This window comes from Flavobacterium tegetincola DSM 22377, from assembly GCF_000425485.1.
In the GTDB taxonomy this organism is placed as follows: Bacteria; Bacteroidota; Bacteroidia; order Flavobacteriales; family Flavobacteriaceae; genus Flavobacterium; species Flavobacterium tegetincola.
Genome location: NZ_AUDN01000015.1, coordinates 139739 through 157415, shown reverse-complemented (window position 1 = coordinate 157415; position 17677 = coordinate 139739). Strand labels below are relative to the sequence as shown.

The window sequence follows — 17677 nt, the reverse complement described above, 5'->3', positions numbered from 1 at the left end:
AGTTTTTTTTAGTGTTTTTAATGATAAACATCAATCATCTTAAGTTTTTCTTGAACAGCTTCATATTCCACTTTGGTCAATTTTAAATCATATAAAGAGAATAATCCTCGCCATTTTATAGCATCTAATGATTGCATAAAAATCTTTATATCGATTGGATTATTGCTAAAATCAACTTGTTTTAATGTTTTTAAAGCCGCTGCACTTGCTGGAAATTCGGCAAACTGATTCCCATTAAGACCGATAGAATTTAACTTACTCAACGTGGCAATTGATGGTGGTAAACTAGAAATATTGGTATATTGAAGGTCTAAAGTTGTTAAATTTGGAAGCAGATTAAACTGGTCTGGTAAAGTTTTTAAATTATTTTTATATAACGTCAATGTTTCCAAAGTTGGAATCGAAAATAATTCTTCTGGAAACTTGGTAAAATGGTTTTTATCCAAAGAAATGCAGTTGAGTTTTTTCAGTTTGATAATGCTTTGCGGTAATCCTGAAAGTTGATTCGTATCTAATATCAATTTTTCTAAATTGGGAAATAATGCTAAACTTTCTGGTAGTTCAGTCAGGTTATTATAAGATAGATCAATTGCTTTTAAGTTGGTATTTAGGTTGACAATTTTCGGAATAATTTTAATCTTGCAATTTTGCAAATCTAGCTCTTCTAGGTTAGGACTATCATTTAAAAGCTTTTCTAAAAAAGCATTAAACGCAACCTCCTCAAATTCTGGCGTATATCTATTGTCTGATTTGAATTTTTTAATTTTCTTAAAATCTATATTATCCAATTCAGAAACCTTTCTAGCAGTTATCATCTCACCGTTGATGAGGTATAAGCTAATCTGCTTTGGCGCTTCAACCATTGGTGGTGCAGACATCGTCACATTACCATCTCCCGGATTTGCCAACAAAACCTCAACACGTGGTGGTTCAGGATACTTTTCTTGTTTTACAACCGGTATATGGGTTTTAGCTTTTGGGATTTTGTTATTGGGACTTTTTTTTGTTTGTCCGTTAGTTGTTGAAAATATGCAAATCATCACAGAAAATAATAGGAGTTTAGTTCTCATGTTATATGTTTGATTTTAAGACGTAATTAATCACGGGATATCCCATAAATTTTCGACTTATTGATATTTCCATTGATCTCACTTTTCAAAACTTTAAGTTCACCTTTACCATAGCTATCTTTATATTTCTTTTCAGTTTTGTTTAATTCAGTTGAACTTAGCGAAGTGTAATCATACAAAGCAAAATTGATGGTATCACCTTGTATATCTTTAATTTTAAAAAAAGTATACATGCCATTTTTTAGTTTTACTTTATACACATCCCCTACCAGCGGATTTTTAGCAAAACTGCTTTCATTTTTTTTAGTGATTACTACACTTATAATAACAAATGTAAAAAACAAAGCAATTAAAAACAATCCAGAAAAATGAGTTAAAGGTCTTTTGGCGCTTTTGCTACTTTCTTGATAAGCAGCAAATAACTTGGCCGGCATTTCTTTAGGATAAAGCGCTTGTTTGCAGTTACTGCATTGGCTGATAGCTGTTTTAGACGTCGGGAAAATAGGTATCCAAAATATATGAAAATACTTTGCATAAAAACTAATATGTACCGAACCTACTGCACCGCAATTTGGACAATCAAAAGCTTTGGATTGTTGCTTTAAATAAGTGCCTCTTGTACCGAAAATAATCATATTTGTGTTTTTTAAATTAATCCTTAACAAGTTTAATCAATTAAATTCACAAAAAAACATGAGATACTTATTCGTTGGTTTTACAAAACTATTCGTTACGATTTTTGGCATATTTGGCAATCAGTAATTTTCAGAATGATGAAATCCCCATTTTAAGGAAATGGAAATTAATTTAAATATCGCTTCACTTTTTTATTCTCCACATTTAATTTTAAAAACAGATCCGGTCTCAATGCTGTAAGTTTGATTTGGTAAAACCTTTAGCTCTATTTTTTGATACTCACAAATTATACTAGTGTTGTCATAATCCTAATCATCATCTAGCTCGTTATATTTATCTGAAAAATAATAGGTACCTGCATATTCTTCTTTTTTATATTGATCAGTATGCACATCGATTCCTTTGGTTTCAAAGAAATTATAGGCGGGATTGCAGTACTATTTTTGAGATTCCGAATAAGCTCTATTGTACATTCCCACAATGCCGTCAATTTGCTTTCTAGCAATTAAATCATTTTCTTTTTCAAGCACTTTTCCTATATAAATCAACTTGTCTTTAGTCTAATTCAAAGAAAATTTAATGTTGAAGCTTTCATTATTTTGAGGTAAATAAAATACTGCAAAATCACTATATCCTTTTGTAGTATAAATTCAGATAATTCCTTTTTCCCTTCAATTGCAAAATAGAATTTTGAGTTTTCATTTGGGTTATCCCATACATTGGGATATTCGATACAATTTGCATTTTCGTTAAAAACCACGCTTAATTTTAGTAACGAAGTTATTGTTTTCTTCGTAATTTATCAAAGTTTCTTCTTCAGAAAAACTCTGAAACATAATGGTATTGCCACCAATTCTTGAAGAACTTTTTCTGCCATATAAGAAAAACGGAACTTTTGGTACATAAGGTGTTATGCTTACAGTAGATTCATTGATGGTTACGACTCCTTTTACTAGAGCATTTTCAGCAGCCATGAGGCAAGTATTATCTGAATTTATAATTAATAATGCGCCATCTTGTTTACAGACACCGGCAATTTTATTCGAGTTTAGCGCACAAGAGCTACGTACTGTCAAATAAATTAACATGACCGAGGCATTATTTTAAATGTTGTTTATAATTCATTGTTGAAGTGTATTCTAATATTTAATTAATCATTATCTTTTTTGCAACTGAACTCATTTACCTTTAAGCCTTTAGGGGTTTTGATAATTTTAAAATTCACTGTGTACTGCTCAGGCGCTTTATTGGCTAAGGTAATCACCCAAATCTCTACGTGTTCCTCTTCTGCTGTGCGATATGTAGTGCCACCTCGAACGGAAATTAAAGCGGTTATTTTGGAAACAAAATCAGATTGCTCTAGCTGAGTTGCTACCTTGTTGGTACAGTATTTTTGGGAAATACGCTTTTCTTTATCCGCTAAGCCGTACATAAAATATTCTCCAGTTTCTTTTCCATTAAGTTTTGAAATAAAACCAACCGAATTTGGGTCGACGATAAATTTGCAAGACACGGTACCCAAATTGCTTTTAATGGTTACGTCATGAGCTCCATAAATGGCAGAAATTTTAGAAACCAACGTATCCTTTTTCTCATAATTGATAATTGTATTTATGATTGCTGTCGCTCTATTCTGTTTATCATAGCGATATATAATCGACCTTGTTTCTTTTAGTTTAGTGCTATCCCCACTTTTTGTGGTCTCGGATAATAAAAAACCTTTAGTGTTATAAATTTTCTCCCTATCAAAAAATTTAAAATTACGCCCACGATAATTATTTTGTTCGATCATTGTACTATCCGTATAACTGTATTTATAGCTTTTGATGTTATGTCTATAATTGGTTGTATCCTCTGCTAAAATAGTTTTCCAGTCTTTTTCCTGATCAAAATAATTATTTAAATCTACTTTAGAATAAAAAACGTCATTTATAGCAATCGCTAAGCTGTCTCTTCTTTTAAAATCTAGGTATTTATTTGCCCTAAAAATTGAGAAGGCATCTTTAACAAGTTGCTCATTTTTTGTTGGTGGAGCTAAACTAGGAGGTGGTGATAAATACTCCTGGGCTTTGCTGGTAAATACAGTGATTATAAGAACAAATAGGGTCAGAATATTTTTCATAGAATTTTATTTTGAATTTTGAATTTTTACATAGTGCAAATCAGTACCAACTTTTAAAAACAACCAAAACTGGTTTTCTAGTTTTGAAGCATATAAAAGGTGCACCATATTATCATCCATTGGTTCTTCTACTTGCAAAAACTGATGTACTGTTTGTTCTTGAATAGGTTTAAATTGATGGTTTATGGTGTGCATCTTAATGCCAGAATAAAATGGTAAGCTGAAAGGGAAAAATGCTTGATAATTGGCACCATCAAAAGATATTATACCGTCTTCATCGTAATATTTATCTTTAAAATCAACTACTTGAATCTCGCTTAGCTTATGGCTTAATGAAGTATCAAAGGAGATTTTCTTTAAAAAACCATCTTCTGAATTAATGATATCAAAATTATTTTTATTAAAAAATGCGGTGGCATTTTGGATCATTGATGTGGTTTCTATTGTTTTTGCTTCTGATAAATTTGCACTGATTTTTACCAAATGATATTTCTTGTTTTCGCGAATGCCAAAAATAAAACCGTCTGGAATTTCTGTGCCGTATTTTAGGTAAACAAAACTCAAATCTTTTTCTTTTACCATTGGCAAAAGTTCTGTCAACTTTTTAGCGAATAACACTTCGCCAGTAACGGTTTTTATAGCGACGATAAAGAAAGATTTAGAAATTTTATTTTTTAAGATGACATAACTCAAATCCTCGCCCATTTGAACTGAGCTGATTTCGTTTTCACCTTTTAAATTTAAACGATCTGGTATTTCTATTGTAAACTGCTTTTGGATATTGTATTGCGCTGTGTTTTTATCATATTTTAAATGAGCCCAGTTATTATATTTACCTAGTACAAATAAATCGTCAGCCATACTTTTAAAGGCATCAATCATAAACAATTGCTTTTGGTCTGTTCGGTAATAATCACTTTTCTTTGCATTATCATTATCCCAACTGATAATTTGATGGCCTTCAAAATAATCTACATTATAGCGTAAAGCTTCAACCGCTAAAATCTTTTTACCCACATCGTCTTTACCGTAAATCGCCATCTTACTTTGGTCTTGTCTAAAATTATTAGGAAAAACAAATGAATTGGTGTTTTTAAGCGTTTCGACATCCGTTTTTTCACTCATCGTTTTTTCATACCAATTTTGCCATTGCGCCTTATTCCAGTCTTCTGTATTTCCCAAATCGAATAAATTCTCAACATAATGTAAAGCGTCTTTTGCAAGCTTGTTAATTGGAGTTAAATCATAAACAGGCTCCGAAATACATTCGCCAGAACTTAAAGATATATACATAACACCTTTAACTATTATAGAATCTGTATGATCTACCACATCAATCCATTGTTTTGTTAAGCGAAAATCGCTATGGTTATAAATTGAATTATAATTTAACGTATCGGTTTTTTTTGGGTGTTTTAAGATAGCAATCAATTTTTGATTGCTAGCTATCTCTTTGTGTTTATCAATGAAAATGTAAGGCTCCAAATTGCTCAAGCTCATTGCATTTATTTTTTGGAGCTTGGTATCGCTGGGTACATAATTTTCCCCATTGGTTGCAATTACCAGAATGTCTTTTAATCCTAATTTCTCTGCATCTGCTGGAGTTAAATTCAAATAATAACCCCACTCCGGAATAATAACATCGCCTTTTGTTTTTACAAAAAGTAGGCGCTTTGCTTGGTTGCTAAGTTGTATGGTGCGGTAATTCTCCTTAAAATAACCACTAAGCTCGGTACTTTGTTGCGCAAAAGAATTGAGGGAGAAACACCACATTATTAACATGATTAATTTATTCATTGCATTTAATTTTCATTATTATTACTCCAAAAAGTGCATATGAAATTAGCTTCATTGTAACTTGATGAATCTTTATCTTTTATAACTTTTAAGCCATTATCACCAGTGTGATATTTGTACACCGCATCTTTATCTTTGAAATAATAATTGTATTCTATAATAATTTCAATTTGTCCTCTACCTCCATCGCAACCTTGCTTCACATCAACTGTAGAACCCAAAAACTCTACGCTTTTATAGTCCGCAATACTTGGGATGACTATATTTTCAATTAGCAATTTATCATCAAAAGCAAAGACTAGTTTCAAGTCTTTTACGGCTGATTTATGTTTAATTGTTCGCTCTGTATTTTGGGTATTGTAGTTGTAAAAACTAATTGTATTATTTGATAAATAAAATTGTGGTGTAGCATGTCTGTAGCTCCAAAGTGCATGGTTAAAAGTTGCTATAGCATCGTTTCCAACCGAAACCGCATTTTCTACTTTTTCAAGTATGCTACCTCCGTTTAGGTCACGCACCGTATAAATAGCCTTTCCTACGGTGTACGAATCGTCTTCATTAAGCGCAAAATCTTTTATATTTTTTAATTTGGGGAGATCTATTGGACGATGCTCATAAACTAAATTCCAAGGATCGTCATACAAAAAACCATTATGCAAAACCAATCCTGATGGTTCAAGATATCTACTATCATCTACCTTATAAAAATTCACATCGCCACCTTGCTCCAAGCTAATCCCTGCTGATACATATGACCATAAAGCGCCATCCTGAAAATCGAGATAGGTTCTAAAATTATTTGGTCTGTGAAAATTTAATTTCAAAAAACTTTGTTTTAGACCCATACTTTTAAACTGATACGTCACATCTTCTACAGTGCTAAAATTATCTTTAGTGATGTAAAAAGTATCCCCGTCATAAATGCAATATTCATCCGAGCTTTCATTTAGTGTATCAATTTTTGTGGAATTAGGATTTAGATTTTCAAGAATGGTAACTTCTGCAGTTGCCTCATCATAACTATAAACTTTACTTTTATCTTTCAATAAATTAGTAGTGTTTCTTCCGTATGGAAAACTTGAAATAAGAGTGGCATCCTTCGGCATATTTTTAACAGGAGTAAATTTTACACGCTCTGCTTTTGTGGGATAGTAAGGATTATAATCCAGCTTTTGCCAAGTATTACCTAATAAAAAACTAAAACCAATGGGCGAAAGCGTTTGTGTTTTTACATCAACGATACGGTCTATCAAAACAGTTTCCTCATCTAAAGTGTTTTTGGCAACATAATAATACCAAGTGTCGTTTTTTAAAATGATACCGTCTTGCGTTTCTTTAAAAATGACGGCGTTAGTTGGCATCACGCCTTTCAATAAAACTTTGTTATAGCTCGCTATGCTTACCTTGTTAGGGTCTTTCACAATCATCTCTAGGTATAATTTACCATCCGTATTTTTTAACTGATAGGTTTTGATGGTGTGGTAGTGATAGCACTCGCTTGCCGTAAGCAATTGGGTGGTAAGAATAAAAATGAACATTAAAACGATGTTTTTCATGAGGATATTGACAAAATGTAATTGCTAATCAATTTTAGTTTTTATATCGGGTTTGCTGTACAAAAAATACTCCAATTCATTTTCGAATTTTCCGCTGGAGGCTTTTTCTTTGATTGTTACATTGCCTTTTACATTTTCATCAGGGATAACTTTTAGCAAGGAAACGCGAACTTTAATTTTTTTTTCGGCAACTTCTTCCAATTTAACTTCCCAAATAGAGGTTATAATGGCACTAGTAGTTGGTTTGATATAATCAACTTTTAAATAATTATCAGATATGCTGGAGCCATATTTTTCGTTATAGATTTTGATAAAGAGGTCATATTTATCCACTTCGTTTGCACTGTCAATTGAATCTTCAACGGAAACCAATCGTTGAAAATCAACAAGCCTATCGATGACGACACCGAACTTTTTATAATTAGTAAAAGTCTTTTTCTGCGCAAAGCAAACGCTACAAATAAATAGAAAAATAATAAGTAAGGTAGCTTTCATGTTGATATTAAATATTGGATTTTGCTAAATTATGGTATCACTAAAATAACTTTTATTTACCGCTTATAATTCGCAATTAAATATGTGATGCATACACTCCATTATTCGATAGGTTTTACCTGATATTCGTTGATTAAACATGGGAAAATTGTATGATTGATAGCTTATTTCCGAAAATACACTAAACAGCTACGAATGCTAACACAAACAATGCAAATATAAGATTGTAATACTTTAAGCAATTTTAATTTAACATATTGTGGAGGTAAAATTATCCAACACTTAGATTTCGATTTTATTGTTAGCGCCAGAGGATTTAGCAACGACAATAATACATCAAAATCAAACCTATTATATTAAAAAATATGGAGCTCAATAGTATTTTTCTAGGAATTGTATTAGTTATTTGGGTTGTGCTTGCCATTTACCTACTCATTGACACTCGGAAAAAAGTAAAACTGCTTGGAGAAAAGTTTAATATTTTTTATCCTTTTCAATGCGGTAAATGCAATAAAATTAAAAATTATTCCTACACTGAATTTATGCAGATTGTCAAAAAACCTCGTAATAAATTCACAACTTTTAAAGGCGTACGCGACCAATATTTATTTTATTGTGAGGAATGCAATAAAAACGAATTTCAAGAAATTTTGTACCAACAGATCCCGTCTAATCCTGAATTTGTGAAAGAAAATCGGAAAATCATCCTCCTATTTTTTTTAAAAGAATTCGCAGTGGGGATTTTAGTTACTGCGATTGTGGGGTTGAGTGGGATGATGCCTCAGTAATAAAAGAATAGTAATTTTTCTTAATTAAGTGGAAATTGCATCATATTAAATTTAAATTTTATGCTCTGAAAATTCTATTTTTACTAGCTACTTCCATCCATAACAGTCACAAATTTTAAAAATGCAATCAACTAAACATAATTTCATCAGCATTAAAAGAAAGAACTTTGGAAAAGACAATAGCAAGATGTACTCATTGTTTATAGCACTTTTTTGTTGCTTGGGAATAATGGGGGTTTTCTTAAACTGGAAAGTTGGATTGTGTTCCATTGCTATACTTGGTTCTGCGTACTTTTTATTGGAAAACGATATTTTAAATATAACTGCTGTGATCTGCATTGCATTTTTAGCACTATTTGGATTTTGTTATTTCTTGGAGCTTCACTTTGTTGAGATTTTCCTCACGACTGTATCGTTATCATTTTCTTTTGGCCTAAAACCGATTTATGAATCGACAAAAGAAAATACAGATTTTGAACTGTTTTTCTTCGATGAAAAGAACTTAAAATGTTTAGCAACGGAAGATCATGATTATAAAGGTTATGCTTTAAATCCGAAAGATTATTTAAAAACCTACCAAACAAAAGATATCGACTCGTTTACTTTCCGAGGGAAAAATCTAGCGGTTAACATTGGCGGAAAAATCATCCGACCAAGGGAACTAAACGTTGAGAACTTAGCCGAAATCAATATTTTTGTAACGCAGCATTTTCCTGATTTGTTAACTAATGAAAGTGCTTTTAAGGAGAATCTAGAAGCTGAAAATAAATTTTACCTTCATAAATTCCTGATTTTCTCGCCTATATTAATTTTATCAGCGGTAATCTACTTTTTCGGGGAAAATGGCAGAAATGAAATGGTAACTTACGTGTGTATGATATTGATGGTAATACTACCGATGATTATTTATAAGATTATAAAGTCGAAGTAAATCTGATGAAATTTATTTACTAGACGATAAATGGAGGATTACTATAATAAATTTCTCATTGTCTTTTTTTATCAATTAAATCCGCCAACGCATCTACTTCTTTACAACGGTCTAATAAGATGGGCAGATAAATCACCTCATTGATCTTTGTATCGATTTTAATTAGATTACACAAAAAGGCATATTTTTTTAAGCTCACTTTTTCAATGTTAGAATACGGAAGAAAGTAGAATTTTGTATTGATATAAAATCCTAAACCTATCCCAGTGAGATTTCGGCTCGTAACATATTTACGAACGTCGCGGTAGCTTATGCCATCTTCCTTAAATTGAAGTTGTACACGAGTAACAAATAAACATTTTAAAGCAAAATAAAATGCATAGCCACTTCCAAAAATTGCTCCGATTGCAATAATCAAAACAGGAATTTCAGCATTTGATAATTTAATAAGGTCCAAATTCCCACTATTGCGCCAAATGCACCAAAACAATCATAATCGAACTTACTGTTATCAATCTGCTATTTGAAATTAGTATTGTATCCTCATTATAGCGTGGTGTTTTTCTTTTTTCCACAGCATAAACTTATATTTTTGTTATTTAAAAACTGCTCCATTCAACCCGAGTGTTTATGTTTGAAAATACCACAATTATTTTCTAATCTTTATGACACAAACCGCATAATGTCAACATATTATAAAAATATTTCTCAAAATATGAATTAAATTAATACTGATATTCATAAGGTTCGAAAGAATTAAGATTTGGCAATGGCCGAATAATTTGTTTGCTTTTTTCAATGCTTTTTACCTTATCTCCACCAATGGGTATTCGTTTGGTTATTTTATTTCCGGTGGACAAATTGAAATCGATTTCCTCAATATCTGGAGGAGAAACTCCAGCAGAACGGTAACCTATCAACTCGAATTTATTATTTTGAAAACGGAATTGATGAGAAAAGCTTCCCCTAATTAATTCGTGGTTGATAATAAAAGTACCCATTTTAATTACTATTCCTGTAAAAAGCGTTGTTGATGAAAATCCATTGTTTCCATTTGGATATTTAGCCACAATGGCAGTATCTGACGAAAGGAATAATTTTAGTTTTTTATCCGCTTGACTTAAAAAAATCTGCAGTCGATAAGGTTTGTTTTCGTTAACTGTGTCTTGCTTTACCGTTATTAAATCAGCCACACCATCTTTGTTTAAATCGCCTTTAATGTTTGAAACAACCACATTAAAGTTAGCTTTAGATTGGTGAGCAATCCGTTTTTCAGCTATCAAATTTCCTTTCACTTTTGTTTCGGAAAATGTTTGGTTTTTAGTCGTCTCGCTGATTATCTGTAAAGATTTTTCGCTTTTATTTTCATAGAAAAACAATAGCGAAACCAGTACTAATAAATGTAAATGTATTTTCATTTTATTCTAATTTAATAATGCAACCAATTTTGAAAAATGACATCAAAAATCAAAATTCCGTTACCGATTATATTTAATCCACTTTTTTTAATTTAATCCAAGTATTGTAAGTTCCTTCTCCGCCAAGACCTTTTATAAAGATTTTTTTTCCTTTCTTTTTAATAGTAAATGTCGGTTCTGACGATTTACAATTTTCTTCATTTCCGTTATAAAAAAGTTGGAGAAGATTATCTTTCTCTACCAGTCTATAATCGCCATTACACCGAATTGGTTCATGATAAGTGTTGGTGGTTAAAGTAGCATTACCCTCATTAATATTAAAATCGTAGCTAATACTTGCCATACCCGTCGTAGTTTGTTCCGTTTCAACAGACACTTTGTAGCTGCCGTCAAAACTCGTTGCTACAGTTTCTTCCTCTCCCCTAAAACCCAATCCTTCATCAGTTTCAAAAAAATAAGGTTTATGTTTTGGAATTTTTTTATGTGTGATGATACTTGGCATTTCATCCACCATGGTGTTTACGTCTTCATAACGCACACGATTTTTCAGGTAATCTACATCAACATAACTTTGTCCGCCTGCACCTGCATTGAATAAACCAACGGAAATAAGAACCAATTTGTTGTCGATAAATTTGTAAGTATTAAATTGATTTCCAGTTGGCCCACCATAACCATTTAAACTCACTTTTAATTTAGTACTATCTATTTCGACACTTTCGCTGAGGTATTGTTGGTAATCGCCTTCGTATGCGGGAGGAACGGTTCCCAAGGAAACGCCGTACAATTGGTAACCGCCAGTTTGCTGTTTTAAAAGGACTAAAGTTGGACGTACATCCGTACTGTCGTTTTTGTTTTGTAGCGTAACTACTACGTCTTTCAAATCATCATCATTCAGCAAACCTTCATCTTGCATCACGATTTTATAGGGTTCGATGATAAAATCCTCTACCGAATTACCTGTTTGTGGAAACTGCTTTTGTTCATAAATGGCTTGAGAATCTTCAGCCTGTAATTCTTCATCGTTCGACTCATAATCAAGGCTATCTATTGGTTTATTTACATCCAAACTATTAATTTCAACAGTTGTAGGTTTCATTCCGGCACCAAACCAATGTAGTTTGTAAATTAAAACGCTGCTTACTATTAAGATGACAGCTAACACCGCTAGGATGATTTTAGTTTGTTTTTTCATTTTTTTATTTTTCTGTATTGCTAATCTACTATTTTATTACTTTAGGTCTTATCAGATAGCACCTTGCGTTCTCCCTATCATTTAACAATATATAATCGCCGTTTGCTGGGTTATAAACGTTGTAAGTAAATCGATCTCTTAACGATTCATCGAAAGATGCTATTTGTACAGGTTGCTGAAAATGAAGCTTTTTCTTGGGCATTTTGATATCGAAATAACTTGTTCCAACCCATCTATCTCCCCTAGCACCACCGCCCCAGCCAAAATCTAAATGCCAGAATGAACTGCCAATCCATTGCTCTTTTTTAACAAAAACTCGTTTTATTATCCCCGGATTTTTATCTATTTGGGCCGTGGAGAATTGATACTTTACTTCTAACTTATTATAAGCGTAATTTTCTGAGCCACTCCAATCTTTATCGGTATAAAAATAGTTCCAAACCTCATTTTTGTAAACAATCAACTTAAATTTTGCTTGCTCTTTGTCGCCATCAGAGCTGATTCTTTCCGTATTCATCAACTCTTTTTCAGCAGTAATTTTTAATGCTTCTTTTGCCGTAAATATTTGATTTTTCGTTAAATTATTTAACATTCTATTGGTGGTATCTCCATTGGTTAGCCAAGTGTTATAGGTGTTTCTTTCTGTGTCCACAATATATCTGTGAAAGGTTTTATAATTGTGGTTTTCTTTTCTATTGTTATAAACGTATTTTAAACTGTCTTCTATTTGCCCTAGCCTATTGATTTTATACCAAATATATTTTTGATCTCTGCTTCTGTTCTCCGTTTCTCGGCTATCGTTCACCATAATCACAATCGTAGAATCATTTATTTGCAATACGGATTCATTGTAAGTGCTTAAAAATTCTTTAACCTCATATTGATCATCTTTGATATTATCCATTGTCGGGTAGTTCTTATAAACGTTAGGTAAGACTTCAAAATTTAATTTTAAACGTTGGTAATACAAGTTAGCATCAGGCAATAGGATAATCATCGCGACAATGCCGATTACCCATAGTATTATTTTAGTGTTTTTTTTCATTTTTGAAATCTTAAAACTTTGGCTAACGACTAAACTACTTTAGGTCTGATTATAAAATGCCTGTTATTTTGGATATCGCTTAACAATAAATAGTCTCCATTTTTTGGTTTATAAATATGATAGTTAAATCGGTCTCTTACGCCTTCCTCTGGATATTCTATTTCTACTGGGGTTTTAAAGTGGACTATTCCCTTCGGCATTTTAACATCAAAATAACTAGTACCGTACCAACCAATTCTACCCGAACCATTTCCAGAACCGAGGCTTAAAGTCCTGCTATCCCAAAAGGTATGACCAACCCACTCGTCTTTTTTTACATATTTTCTATGGATGTGAGTTGGATTTTTATCAATATCATAAGTAGAAGGTTCATATTGTAGTTGACTTTCATCTTCTTTATAAGGTTCTAATTCAATGAAGTATTTATCAGCATAGAAATAATTGAAAATACCATTTTTAAAAATCAATATTTTCTGTTTTCGTTCATTTCCGCTCCTGTCTGCAGGAATGTTTTCATTATACAGATACTCATATTTACTTAGAATTTGTTTCGCTTCGCCGTCAGAAAATATTTTATCTTCATTTAAATTTCTGATAGGTTTGCTGGTACTATCTTTATTTATGATCCAATTATTGTACGTGTTGCCTCTTACATCAACGACATAATTATTAAAAGTTTGGTAGTTATGGTCTGCTTTTCTATCATTATAAGCATAATGTAAACTGTCTGTTATTTGACCTTTCAAATTAATTTTATACCAACTGTTCTCCTCTTCTCTAGTTCCATCTTCGCTTTCCTGGCTGGAACTGTAAATAAGTAAAATTGTACTGTCATTTAGCTGAATCGCAGGATCATAAAGCCCGCCTTCAATGAATAAGACTTCGTAAGTATCATCCTTTAAACTATCTAAAGTGTTGTAATTTTTATAAATCTCGGGCAATTTATCCCCTTTTACTTTATACCGCTGATAATATAGATTAGCATCGGGTAAAATAATTAGCGCGAGAATGCCGATGATCCATAAAATTATTTTAGTGCTTTTTTTCATTTGTTATAATTATCTAAATCTCTATGATACCAACCTGCTAATTGGTCGCCACTTCCTTCACTTTCATATTCTACCCGCGTTAAATGTTTAGCATCTGGATATTTCAAATAGAAAGTCGTTTTGTCATAATTATCTTTATCGGGAGAGGTAAACGTTAGTACGTTCCGCTCTGGTTTTGTGTAGTGGTACAACTTATAACGAAGCAAACTTCTTACTTGCTCATCGGCATTGTAAGTGTCTCCATATTTCATTTCAAAATAGTAGGTGATATGCAATTTTTCATCTTCATAAATATCTACCTTGATAACTTTTCTATCGTAAGCATCTTTCACAGTCGCATCATAGTCAATCACCATTTTTAATTTTAGCTTATCGTTTTTGTAGGCTTTAAGTAAGACGGGCTTCTTTTTTTTGTTATAAAATATGGTATCAAAAACCTCTACATCGGTAGCTCTGTTGTAGTTGATGCAAAAACTGGTATCTATGCCATTAAAACATTTTCTTTCAAGCAACTCGCCATAACGATAATAATACGAAGTGTCTATGAGTTCGTCTTTCAGAAAAGTTTCTTTCGATTCTAATTCACCATTAAGGCGAAATTTAGTTGTTAAACCATTTTGATGATTAAGCTTGTAATTAATTGTTTCCGATAGCTTATTTCCACTGTAAACTTTCTCCAAGCCTTCACGCAAACCGTTTTTATAAGGTGTCACTTTCCATAATCTGCCATCCTCCCAATAAGATTTCCATTCGCCTTCTCTTAAATCTTTTTTATAAAAGCCTGTTTCTATTAATTTATTGTTTCTAAACATTTTACTTTCTCCTTCTTTTAAGCCATCGATGAAGGAACTTTTTTCCGTTTTATAGCGATTAAATTTAATTTCATAATTTCCCTCCAATGGCTTACCCGTTTTCTTAAGGAAAGCTTTTTTAGCAGGGTATAAATATTCCGTGTCTTCTAAATCAATCTTGACATATTTTTGTTGCGCAAATAATTGAATTGACAAGCAAAAATATAGGACAAAAAATAGAATGTTTTTCATAATTATATTCATGATTTATAGATTTTTAAATCCTGTTAAAAATTTAAGAATCATATTTAATTGTCTTTTCTTCGAATGACATAAACGCCTTTTTTACCGTTTTCGTGAACATTTATACTATAATCGTAGGTTAGAAAAGAGACTGTGCTCCTATCCAAAAATTTATCAGGCAGACTAAATACGTACATATCAGTCTGCACTTTTTCGCTTAATCCGATGGATTTGGTCGCGTTATTTTTGAAATTTAGAATAGCTCCGTCAAAATTCATTTCATAAAAACCTGTGCCGTAAAATAATGTGGGAATTCCAGGATTGTTATAACCATCGGAGGTGGACATTTCTTTTGAAAACGCAAGCATTTTAATAGTTCCAGTCTTTTTGAAGGTTAGCGCTTCGTCGGGGAAGAAGGTTAAGCTTGTATTATATGGCGTAATATATTCATCATTGTAGCGGTGCTCGTTAGAATAGCTCTGTTGTGCAACATCTTTTAAAAAGTGAAATTCGTGAATTTTTTCAGGAATTTCCTTTTTATTTATTTTGCATTTAATTTTTGAGCCGTCGGGATAAATAAAATTTGGACCCGAATTTGAAAAAGCATAAAGTTTGGTCCATTCACCTGCTGTCTGAAAGTAAACGCAATTAGCAGATAGTATATCGGTTACCCAACCATATAAAACAATGTCGGCCTTTTTATACTGTTTATCAAAAATTTGCACCCATTTTTCTGATGACAGCGTATTCTCTTTATTCAAAACTTCATTAAAAGGAACAGCAGTTGGCTTATTCGCAGAGAAATCATAAATCTCATTTGCGACTATAACGAAGCAGTTGATGGCATCTATAAAATCAGCATCGTTCCTTTTATACAGGTTAAGTTGGAAAACCGTATTACCAAGACTATCTATTTTTATTGGGTTGAACTCTTCTAAACTTTTATAATTACTGACTAAAAAAAAGTTCTTTTGTGGAAAATAGCGCAAGTTCACACCCGTGGATTCTGTAATTCTGTTCATCTTAAATGTTCCCCATTCCAATCCATCGCTTAATTCTGGAAATTTATTATACGTAGATTTATTAATCAGCAACTTTGGCGATAGATTAATTGTGGTGCAGCTTCCCACTATAAAAAGGATAACGACTGAAGCAACTATAAATACTAACATTTTTTTCATTTTGTTTAAAATAGTTTTCAAAGGAAAATTTAAAATTAACACCTATTTATTTCTGATAGGTAACGTATTCTTCTTTGCTAACTTTTTCGCCATTCAAATAATAATGCGTAAAAACAACCGAGCCATCGGGTTTATACATATGTCCAATTCCGTGTTTTTTACCATCTGAAAACATAAACTCCATAGTCTTTTTACTCATCGCATACATAATAGTTAAACCATCTTGCTGGTTTTTTTTGTAATTAATCTCTGAAATTGTATTTCCTTGCCAATCATATGTTTTACTTTTACCTTCTCTCAAACCATCTTTATACTCCGTTTCAGAAAGAACTTTTCCACCACTGTAGGTTATTTGTTTATCCTCTTTTTTTCCTTTTTTATATTCTGATTTAGTGGTGAGTTGCCCATTGCTGTACATTTCACTTAATCCATCCTGCTTTCCGTCTTTAAATTCTTGACGTAACCAAACTTTTCTATCAGTATCATAATTCTCTTTCAAACCATTGCGAACGCCCCGTTTATATTCCAACTTGCATTCCAGATGTCCGCCATTGGTGTACCAAAAAGCATCACCTGTAATCAATCCGTTTTTTATAGTGTACAATGCATAAGAACTTTCATCCAATGGAATTTTATACTTGCCATTTAGACTTTTTCCGTTTAAGGTTAATTGTAAAGCGGTACTATCTTTGGCGTAGGTTTTTTTTAAATGTTCCCATTTTATTTCTTCTGGAATTTGTGCGTAAAACGAGGTAGATAAAAAAATCATCATTAGAATTGCGCAAATTTTATAAGTTGTTTTCATAATCTGTTATATTTTTTTGGTCGAACATTTTAAATCCATTTCTAAATATTTATAAATTAACAAGATACATTTTAATATGAAACTATTTACTTTGCATAAAACTGATAAAATCTATTTTCTGAAAAATAAAGTAATGTATCTTGGTCGGTTTTAGGTTCGGATAATTCATCAAAATACGTTTGAGAATTGTTATATAAATAGGTTTTAAATTCTGCTTCCTTATTTTTTAATCTAATTTTGAAAAAGTAATACCGCCATTGATCAAACCAACCTTCATCTTCAGGAAAATGATTCGGATTGCCATCACCTCCCGGCGAAGAAGGTGTGCCGTAAGCAAGAAACCTTTTAAAATGGTTTGAAACTACGGTATTGTCAAAAACTTTAATATTTTTTGTATGGATTTTAGGATCTCCTGCAAAAGTAAATGAAACCGAAAAGTTGAAATTATCTACTTCTTCCATTTTGATAACTTTGCTAATTTCATTCGAAACTTCACTTTTAGCAAAATAAATCTGTCCATTAGTATCGGTGAAAAATATCCAACAATAAATGCTA

18 protein-coding genes are annotated in these 17677 nt (G+C 32.0%); 2 read left to right on the top strand and 16 right to left on the bottom strand.

What is annotated here, in order from left to right:
* Positions 1-17: 17 nt before the first annotated feature.
* From H602_RS18125 to H602_RS0103670, 7 genes are all read right to left on the bottom strand, one after another.
* On the bottom strand, positions 18-1070 hold the full coding sequence (locus tag H602_RS18125; protein WP_084404201.1) for a leucine-rich repeat domain-containing protein: 1053 nt from the start codon (positions 1068-1070) through the stop codon (positions 18-20).
* A gap of 26 nt (positions 1071-1096) precedes the next feature.
* Complete coding sequence (locus tag H602_RS18120; protein ID WP_035758829.1) at positions 1097-1705, bottom strand: zinc-ribbon domain-containing protein; 609 nt, start codon at positions 1703-1705, stop codon at positions 1097-1099.
* A 750-nt stretch (positions 1706-2455) separates the two neighbouring features.
* Positions 2456-2794 carry a hypothetical protein gene (locus tag H602_RS0103690; protein WP_026976802.1) on the bottom strand — a complete coding sequence of 113 codons (339 nt, stop codon included), beginning with the start codon at positions 2792-2794 and terminating at the stop codon, positions 2456-2458.
* A 62-nt stretch (positions 2795-2856) separates the two neighbouring features.
* Positions 2857-3828, bottom strand: coding sequence for a hypothetical protein (locus H602_RS0103685; protein WP_026976801.1), 972 nt, complete (start codon positions 3826-3828; stop codon positions 2857-2859).
* Positions 3829-3834: 6 nt separating this feature from the next.
* Entirely contained in the window at positions 3835-5625 is a 1791-nt protein-coding gene (locus H602_RS0103680) for a hypothetical protein (protein ID WP_026976800.1), read from the bottom strand.
* 5 nt (positions 5626-5630) lie between these two features.
* A complete protein-coding gene (locus tag H602_RS0103675) occupies positions 5631-7181 on the bottom strand; it encodes a hypothetical protein (protein WP_157504869.1) in 1551 nt (516 codons plus the stop codon).
* A gap of 24 nt (positions 7182-7205) precedes the next feature.
* Positions 7206-7676, bottom strand: coding sequence for a recombinase family protein (locus H602_RS0103670; protein ID WP_026976798.1), 471 nt, complete (start codon positions 7674-7676; stop codon positions 7206-7208).
* Positions 7677-8041: 365 nt separating this feature from the next.
* Here H602_RS0103670 and H602_RS0103665 point away from each other — a divergent pair, with 365 nt between their 5' ends.
* A complete protein-coding gene (locus tag H602_RS0103665; protein WP_026976797.1) occupies positions 8042-8464 on the top strand; it encodes a hypothetical protein in 423 nt (140 codons plus the stop codon).
* Between the two features lie 121 nt (positions 8465-8585).
* Complete coding sequence (locus H602_RS0103660; protein ID WP_157504866.1) at positions 8586-9395, top strand: hypothetical protein; 810 nt, start codon at positions 8586-8588, stop codon at positions 9393-9395.
* Between the two features lie 55 nt (positions 9396-9450).
* On the opposite strand, the gene H602_RS0103655 is transcribed toward H602_RS0103660, so the two are convergent.
* From H602_RS0103655 to H602_RS0103615, 9 genes are all read right to left on the bottom strand, one after another.
* Entirely contained in the window at positions 9451-9852 is a 402-nt protein-coding gene (locus tag H602_RS0103655) for a hypothetical protein (protein WP_026976795.1), read from the bottom strand.
* A gap of 268 nt (positions 9853-10120) precedes the next feature.
* Positions 10121-10813, bottom strand: coding sequence for a hypothetical protein (locus H602_RS19255; RefSeq protein ID WP_051224143.1), 693 nt, complete (start codon positions 10811-10813; stop codon positions 10121-10123).
* 73 nt (positions 10814-10886) lie between these two features.
* Complete coding sequence (locus H602_RS19250; RefSeq protein ID WP_051224141.1) at positions 10887-12008, bottom strand: hypothetical protein; 1122 nt, start codon at positions 12006-12008, stop codon at positions 10887-10889.
* A 28-nt stretch (positions 12009-12036) separates the two neighbouring features.
* Positions 12037-13053 (bottom strand): hypothetical protein, encoded by a 1017-nt coding sequence (locus H602_RS0103640; protein WP_026976794.1) that lies wholly within the window; start codon positions 13051-13053, stop codon positions 12037-12039.
* A 29-nt stretch (positions 13054-13082) separates the two neighbouring features.
* On the bottom strand, positions 13083-14102 hold the full coding sequence (locus H602_RS0103635; protein ID WP_026976793.1) for a hypothetical protein: 1020 nt from the start codon (positions 14100-14102) through the stop codon (positions 13083-13085).
* Positions 14099-15145, bottom strand: a complete 1047-nt coding sequence (locus H602_RS0103630; RefSeq protein ID WP_169516017.1) for a toxin-antitoxin system YwqK family antitoxin — start codon at positions 15143-15145, stop codon at positions 14099-14101. The genes H602_RS0103635 and H602_RS0103630 overlap by 4 nt, the downstream gene beginning before the upstream one ends.
* A gap of 56 nt (positions 15146-15201) precedes the next feature.
* Complete coding sequence (locus H602_RS0103625) at positions 15202-16308, bottom strand: hypothetical protein (RefSeq protein ID WP_157504860.1); 1107 nt, start codon at positions 16306-16308, stop codon at positions 15202-15204.
* 55 nt (positions 16309-16363) lie between these two features.
* The gene (locus tag H602_RS0103620) at positions 16364-17122 is read right to left on the bottom strand and encodes a toxin-antitoxin system YwqK family antitoxin (protein WP_211224021.1); all 759 of its coding nucleotides are present in this window, start codon (positions 17120-17122) and stop codon (positions 16364-16366) included.
* Positions 17123-17208: 86 nt separating this feature from the next.
* Positions 17209-17583: a hypothetical protein gene (locus H602_RS0103615; protein WP_026976789.1), complete on the bottom strand. Its 375-nt coding sequence runs from the start codon at positions 17581-17583 to the stop codon at positions 17209-17211.
* Positions 17584-17677 lie beyond the last annotated feature (94 nt).